Annotated in this window: 8 protein-coding genes; 5 read left to right on the forward strand and 3 right to left on the reverse strand. The window is 57.9% G+C overall.

Going from position 1 to position 6,272, the window contains the following annotated elements; translation table 11 throughout:
- Positions 1-484 precede the first annotated feature (484 nt).
- From BGP00_RS08100 to BGP00_RS08110, 3 genes are all read left to right on the forward strand, one after another.
- Positions 485-622 carry a hypothetical protein gene (locus tag BGP00_RS08100; protein WP_168604003.1) on the forward strand — a complete coding sequence of 46 codons (138 nt, stop codon included), beginning with the start codon at positions 485-487 and terminating at the stop codon, positions 620-622.
- Positions 623-721: 99 nt separating this feature from the next.
- A complete protein-coding gene (locus BGP00_RS08105) occupies positions 722-2,920 on the forward strand; it encodes a glycosyltransferase family 4 protein (RefSeq protein ID WP_292925736.1) in 2,199 nt (732 codons plus the stop codon).
- A gap of 96 nt (positions 2,921-3,016) precedes the next feature.
- Positions 3,017-3,829 carry a transglutaminase family protein gene (locus BGP00_RS08110; RefSeq protein WP_292693356.1) on the forward strand — a complete coding sequence of 271 codons (813 nt, stop codon included), beginning with the start codon at positions 3,017-3,019 and terminating at the stop codon, positions 3,827-3,829.
- A 147-nt stretch (positions 3,830-3,976) separates the two neighbouring features.
- Here BGP00_RS08110 and BGP00_RS08115 read toward each other — a convergent pair whose 3' ends face one another.
- The 3 genes from BGP00_RS08115 to BGP00_RS08125 all read right to left on the reverse strand — a co-directional run bounded on the left by BGP00_RS08115 (position 3,977) and on the right by BGP00_RS08125 (position 4,820).
- Entirely contained in the window at positions 3,977-4,198 is a 222-nt protein-coding gene (locus BGP00_RS08115; protein WP_168603607.1) for a hypothetical protein, read from the reverse strand.
- Positions 4,199-4,230: 32 nt separating this feature from the next.
- Positions 4,231-4,365, reverse strand: coding sequence for a hypothetical protein (locus BGP00_RS08120; RefSeq protein WP_292693360.1), 135 nt, complete (start codon positions 4,363-4,365; stop codon positions 4,231-4,233).
- Between the two features lie 248 nt (positions 4,366-4,613).
- Positions 4,614-4,820 carry a cold-shock protein gene (locus BGP00_RS08125; protein WP_168604005.1) on the reverse strand — a complete coding sequence of 69 codons (207 nt, stop codon included), beginning with the start codon at positions 4,818-4,820 and terminating at the stop codon, positions 4,614-4,616.
- 512 nt (positions 4,821-5,332) lie between these two features.
- Here BGP00_RS08125 and BGP00_RS08130 point away from each other — a divergent pair.
- Together BGP00_RS08130 and BGP00_RS08135 are read left to right on the forward strand one after the other, a co-directional pair.
- The gene (locus BGP00_RS08130) at positions 5,333-6,025 is read left to right on the forward strand and encodes a spermidine synthase (protein ID WP_292687981.1); all 693 of its coding nucleotides are present in this window, start codon (positions 5,333-5,335) and stop codon (positions 6,023-6,025) included.
- A 36-nt stretch (positions 6,026-6,061) separates the two neighbouring features.
- A partial coding sequence (locus BGP00_RS08135) for a LysR substrate-binding domain-containing protein (RefSeq protein WP_292925735.1) occupies positions 6,062-6,272 on the forward strand: 211 nt, incomplete at its 3' end.

A 6,272-nucleotide genomic window follows, 5' to 3' on the forward strand; every position in this document is an offset into this window, starting at 1 on the left:
CCATCACTTTTCAGCTGTAAGTGGCGCAGATACCCCGAAGCTTGCGTTGCATGATCTGGCGGACACTAGACTTGGACGCAAATTCGCACATGCCACCGACAATGGCTGTAATGCCCTGCTGCGCCAGAACCCAATTTTCGCAGATCCTTTGCACTATGGTAAATGGGTAGCGACGTCCCATTGAGCATCGAATTGATGCAGAGTTATCTGCAATCCATGCTAAAGGCGGTTCTGTCGCGAATTTCGACGTCGAGCCACTCGTGAGCGAGTTACCTGCTGTGCCCCCGCTTAACGAGGGCGGACGCGTCATGTGCCGGAACGAGATCTTCTAAGCCGAATTACGAACCATCACACACGGCGCATTGGCGACAGGGGTTCTGCCCCACCCGCAATGCCGTGCGCTTCGCATCAGCAACGAAGCGAATTCCCGCGCAAATAGCAGGCCCAATGCATGGGTCACACACCAACCAAGGACACAACCGACATGGCCAAATCACAAAAACGCAGCAATCGAGAGATCCGCAAACCGAAAGCCACAAAGGGCAAAACCATCGTGCCGCTGGCACCGCTGGAAAGTTCGCCGGTATTGGCCGCGACGCGCAAGCCGAAAGGCAAGCTCTAAGACGATTTTCAGAATCAACCCCTTCGGGTTGCCTTCGTCGGTAATGCCCTGCCCCGCCGGTGTGGCATCGCAACCTTCACTACTGATCTTGAATTGGCCGTGCGCCACCTTGATGACGTGGCCCAGACCGCAATCATTGCGATGTGTGATCAGGGTGGGCAATATGCCTATCCACCCCATGTTCGCTGGTCTATCGCGCAGGAGGACGCGGGCGGCTATCTGGCAGCGGTCGATTTCATCCATGAACAAGACTTTGATGTCGTTTCGCTCCAACATGAATTCGGCATCTATGGCGGCGAGGCCGGAGACTATGTCCTTGGCCTGATTTCTGCGCTGCGTATTCCGCTTGTCTCAACATTGCATACTGTTCTGGATCGCCCATCGGACGCCCAGCGCAGGGTCATCATGGCCATTCTGGCTGCTTCAATGCGCGTTGTGGTCATGGCGCAGAAGGGGCGCTCCATCCTGATCGATGTTTACGGCGCTGATCCTAAAAAGATACTCGTCATTCCCCATGGCATTCCGGACATGCCGCTGATCATTCCGCAACAGGCCAAAGAAAAGCTCGGATTTTCCGGGCATCGCATCGTTCTGACATTTGGCCTGATCAGTCCAAATAAGGGAATCGAGGCAATGATCGCGGCGATGCCGGTGGTTTTGGCTGCTGCGCCCGATACAGTCTATGTGGTGATGGGTGCCACTCACCCGACCTTGCTCCGCGAAGCTGGCGAGGCCTACCGCGAGAGCCTGATCGCGCTGGTCCATAATCTGGGGCTGGAAAGGCATGTGGTGTTTCTCAACCACTTTGCCGATCGGCCCGAACTGCTTCAGCATATTGCCATGTGCGACGTTTATGTGACGCCCTATATGGTCGAAACCCAGATGACATCTGGGACGCTGGCCTATGCGCACGGACTTGGGCGACCGGTGGTATCGACGCCTTACTGGCATGCCCTCGAATTGCTGACCGATGGTTCTGGCGCTCTGGTGCCCTTTGGCGATGCGGCCAGCCTTGGCGAGGTGGTCGCCGATCTGTTGACCAATGAAGCCTCCCGCCTTGCCATGGGGCGCCGGGCCTATGTAGCCAGTCGTGCGATGACGTGGCGCAATACCGCTCTGCATTATTGCGAAGCCTTTCGCGCAGCATGCCGCAAGCCGTCGCCCGAATTGCCGGCCATGCCGCTCGATCACTTTGCGGCGATGTGCGACAACACCGGCCTTATTCAGCACGCGGTTCACGACATTGCAGACCGAAGTCACGGCTACTGCATTGATGACAATGCCCGCGCCCTGCTGCTGTGCTGCGGCATGGAGATGCGGGGAGACCCGAACCGGCATAACGAGTTTATCAAAACGGCGCTGCCCCGATTTGCCAGCTTTATCCAGCATGGATGGAACCCGGACCAAAGCCGGTTTCGCAATTTCATGGGCTTTGATCGCCGATGGCTGGAAGATATTGGATCCGAGGACAGCCACGGTCGCACACTCTGGGCCTTGGGCGCCTGTTTGGCGCAAGGTCGGGAAATGCCGCGGGGCCAGTGGGCCACCGCTCTGTTCGAAAAGGCACTGCCCCCCATTAAAGCCTTCACTTCAGCGCGAGCGTGGGCCTTCGCGCTGCTGGGCTTGTCTTTCTATTGCAGTGCCAGGCCAAACAATCACGATGCGCGAAGGCTGCAACTGACACTAGGAGGTCGACTTCAGGCGCGATTGCTTGCCTGTGAAAGCGATGATTGGGTTTGGTTCGAAGATGGGCTGGCCTATGATAACGCCCGCCTTTGCGAGGCGCTTATCGTAACCGGCAGAAGTTGTGGATCGCGCGACCTGATCGATGCCGGTCTGCGCAGCCTGCGCTGGCTGCTTGAACGCCAGACGGCACCGGAGGGTCATTTCCGCCCGGTCGGTACGCAAGGGTTCCTGTTGGCGTCGCGCGAAACCCCGCCATGCTTTGACCAACAGCCCGTTGAAGCCTGCGCCACCATCGCGGCCTGCCTCGCCGCCTCGTTCGTCGATCCATCGCCATCATGGCATGTCGAAGCGCACAAGGCCTTTGCATGGTTTACCGGCGCCAATGATTTGGGCCTGCCTCTGGTTGATATCGCAACGGGCAGTTGTTGCGATGGCCTGCATCCTGATCGTGTCAATGAAAACAGGGGGGCCGAATCCCTGCTCTCCTACCTTCTGTCTCTTTCCGACATGCAGCAATTTGAGCGAGACCTGCCATGGCCAACGGCCATTCGCCTGCCGGATGCATCGTCATTCACTCTTCATGGTGAAGCGGAGGCAGGCTTCCGTCGTTAACACGAAGGTCGTCCGGCGCTCATTCCTTGCCGCATTTGTCCCCCCAGTGCCGGGATTCCGGCAGATGGCTCTGTCCTCCGATGAAAGACATTCAGCATGCTGATCCGCGCCGGATATAATATTGGTTTTGCCTGTGAGCAGCCCGTCCCAATGTTGGCCAAGCTCAGTGTCCATGCATCGCGCAACAAGGACCTGCGCACCGCACAGCGTATCTTCACCACACCCGATGTGCCGATGTACGATTATGTCGACAGCTTCGGCAACATCTGCACCCGGCTGACCATGCCGGCAGGCGGCTTGAGCATTTCCTGCGGCTTTGTGATCGAGGATTCCTTCGAACCCGACCGGGTGGATGTTCATGCCCGGCAGGCGCCGTTGGCAGAATTGCCCGATGATGTGCTCCACTATCTTCTGAGCAGTCGCTATTGCGAAACCGACCGCCTTACCGAATTGGCCTGGGGCCTATTTGGCCAGGTTCCGCAAGGTTGGGGCCTCGTGCAGGCTATCGTCGATTATGTCCATGGCGCGATTCGCTTTGACTATATGGCCGCTCGCCCGACCAAAACGGCGTGGGATGTGTTTCATGAGCGCACCGGGGTATGCCGCGATTACGCGCATCTGGCGATTGCCCTGTGCCGCTGCATGAACATTCCCGCGCGCTATTGCACCGGCTATCTTGGCGATATGGATCTGCCTGCTGTCGTGGGCGACATGGATTTTTCCGCCTGGTTCGAAGTATGGCTGGGCGATCGCTGGTATGTCTTTGACGCGCGCCATAACTTTCCCCGACGCGGGCGCATTTTGATGGCGCGCGGGCGCGACGCGGCTGATGCAGCGCTTACCACAACTTTTGGTCTGGTTACGCTATCGCGCTTTGAGATCTATACTGACGAGGATCGGTTGGGATAGATCGTCATACATGTTATCTGGCTTGCCGCCGGTTCAGCACCATACCGGCGCGGTTTTAAGGCAAAGAATGCCAATGACTTTGGCCCGATTTCCGCACTAAGGTTATATTTTATTGCCGGAATGCGTCCAGGCCATCACGCAGCACAATCACTCATCAAGCGGGTTTTCATCGTCGGGCAAGCGAGCGGAGATCTCGCGCTCCTGGCTCTCGCGGCGATTGGCCTCTATCTTGGCCACACGCTCTGCCATCGCCTGCCATGCCGCCGCCGAATGCAAATGGCGTTCGCGGGCATTGGCCAGAATACTTGCCTCGGCATGGCGCAGACTTTGTTCGGCGCAATGCCGGTAATATTCGCTTGAGTTGGCCATGGCGATCCTTTCCCGACGGGATAAGCTGTCGATCAATCCACCATATCAGCCACCAACCGCTGCATTTCGGCGACAGTGAGGACGCCCGATGGCAACCGATGCGCAAAATAAGGATGAACCGAAGTGGATTTCACAGAGAAAGCGATAAATTTCAGAATGGTAAGCATATCGATTGTCAAAAAATTCAGGTAAGCGGCGGCCTCTCGGCCGTATAAGGACGGGTTGGGTTGAATAGGCAGCAGCCCTCCCGAACCCGAGGTGCGGAAGGAGGCTTCAAAGGCCGCATTTCCCGTGCCCGGCTGCGATCACGCAGAGCGGATCAAGCAGGCCAGACACGGGCCGCCGCGCCGAAAGGAAACCCTTCATCGCGACGGACAGTTCCCGATGCCCCTACGGACACCGGCGAACACTTGAATCAGGCAGAAACCAGATTGACTGCGGACTGCTTGCCGCGACGATCGGTTTCGACCTCATAGCTGAGACGCTGGTCCTTGTTCAGCGTGGCCATTCCGGCGTGCTGAACCGCGCTGATGTGGACAAAGCTGTCATTGCCGCCATCTTCGGGCGCAATGAAGCCATAACCTTTGTCAGTATTGAAGAACTTGACGGTGCCGATGGGCATGGGTGTTTCCTTTTCACGAAAACAAGAGAACCCACCCGCAAAAGCGCAGATGGAGCCAGCAGCATGTGAAGAGAAGGATAACCGAATTAATCGGATTCAAATTCCGTCGCAGGCGACGTTAGCGTTTACCGCCATAGGTCGAAATTTTTCAAAAGTCAATTTACGTAGCGGAAGATCGGCTGCGCGATTATCGTGGCAACTTCGCTCCATATCATCTAGGCGCCATATACACCGATCCGGCCGGCCTCTGCTTTGCCCAATCATCCCAACCCGCGTCCCCGCCGGAGTTTCCATCCCATTTCCGCACCTCAATCCAGCCCCGCCACAATTACACCCCCTCCTTGGCATGAGATGCCGGTCACCATCGTCAGCCGTTGCCGCAACCATGTAACGGAGCGCCCGTTGGTGCGCGATCTGCCCTTCAATGCTTCCTTTGATGCTGTCGATATTTGGATTACTCGGGCAACCGAAACGGGGAGGTTGGCGTTCATTGCGAACGGAGCGCCACGATGATGAGAAAATATGATCTTGTTGACCGCGCGCAGGTGCCTGGTGGCGTTGAGCTGCAATTGCTGCGCTGCGGCGACGAGTTCGCCATCGTGTTTGGCCGGAACGAATTGATGAGCAGCGATATGTTCGCTTCTGAACAGGCGCTGGCCACTCTGACCTGTGAAAGAATCGCCGGACAGAATGCGCCGCAGGTGCTGATCGGCGGCTATGGCATGGGCTTCACCCTACGCGCGGCGCTGGCGGCGCTTGACAAGGATGCCAGCGTGATCGTGGCCGAACTGGTGCCGAAAATTCTGGTCTGGGCGCGCGGGCCGATGCATCGCCTGACGGATGGCTGCCTGGACGATGCGCGGGTGACGGTGGTGATCGATGACGTCGGCCTGCTGATCCATTCGGCGGCGAGCGGCTATGATGCTATCCTCCTGGATGTGGACAACGGCCCTGAAGGTCTGACCCGCCGTCGCAACGACATTCTCTATTCCCCCGCCGGATTGCAGGCGAGCCGAAAAGCGTTGCGCTCCGGCGGCGTGCTGGCGGTATGGTCAGCCGATGGCGACGGAGATTTTACCCAGCGGCTGGAGCAAGCCGGGTTCGACGTCAGCGAGGTCAGGGTCAACGCCTTTGCTGTCGAAGCCGATCAATCCGTCGATGGAACACGTGTGAACCATCATATCTGGTTTGCCCGCAAGCGCTGATATCCATGGCCCGGTCGACCGGTTCATCTGCCGCCCATGCTGGTCGCCATCAGGCGTCAATATCCCAAGCTGTCGATCGAACTTGTGGCAAGCGATGCTGTCGATGATCTGCTGCAACGCCGCGCCGATATCGCGATCCGCATGGTCGATCCTGTCCAGCAGGCATTGGTCGCGCGCAGGATCGGCACGGTGCAACTCGGTCTTTATGCCCATCGCGACTATCTCGACCGGCGCGGCCTTCCGCAAT

The organism is Novosphingobium sp. 63-713 (genome assembly GCF_001898925.1).
In the GTDB taxonomy this organism is placed as follows: domain Bacteria; phylum Pseudomonadota; class Alphaproteobacteria; order Sphingomonadales; family Sphingomonadaceae; genus Novosphingobium.

Bases quoted from the DNA above. Each gene is read 5' to 3' on its own strand.
- BGP00_RS08125 (WP_168604005.1), bottom strand. From the start codon at position 4,820: ATGCCCATCGGCACCGTCAAGTTCTTCAATACTGACAAAGGTTATGGC.
- BGP00_RS08115 (WP_168603607.1), bottom strand. From the start codon at position 4,198: ATGGCCAACTCAAGCGAATATTACCGGCATTGCGCCGAACAAAGTCTG.
- BGP00_RS08120 (WP_292693360.1), bottom strand. From the start codon at position 4,365: ATGCTTACCATTCTGAAATTTATCGCTTTCTCTGTGAAATCCACTTCG.
- BGP00_RS08130 (WP_292687981.1), top strand. From the start codon at position 5,333: ATGAGAAAATATGATCTTGTTGACCGCGCGCAGGTGCCTGGTGGCGTT.
- BGP00_RS08100 (WP_168604003.1), top strand. From the start codon at position 485: ATGGCCAAATCACAAAAACGCAGCAATCGAGAGATCCGCAAACCGAAA.
- BGP00_RS08110 (WP_292693356.1), top strand. From the start codon at position 3,017: ATGCTGATCCGCGCCGGATATAATATTGGTTTTGCCTGTGAGCAGCCC.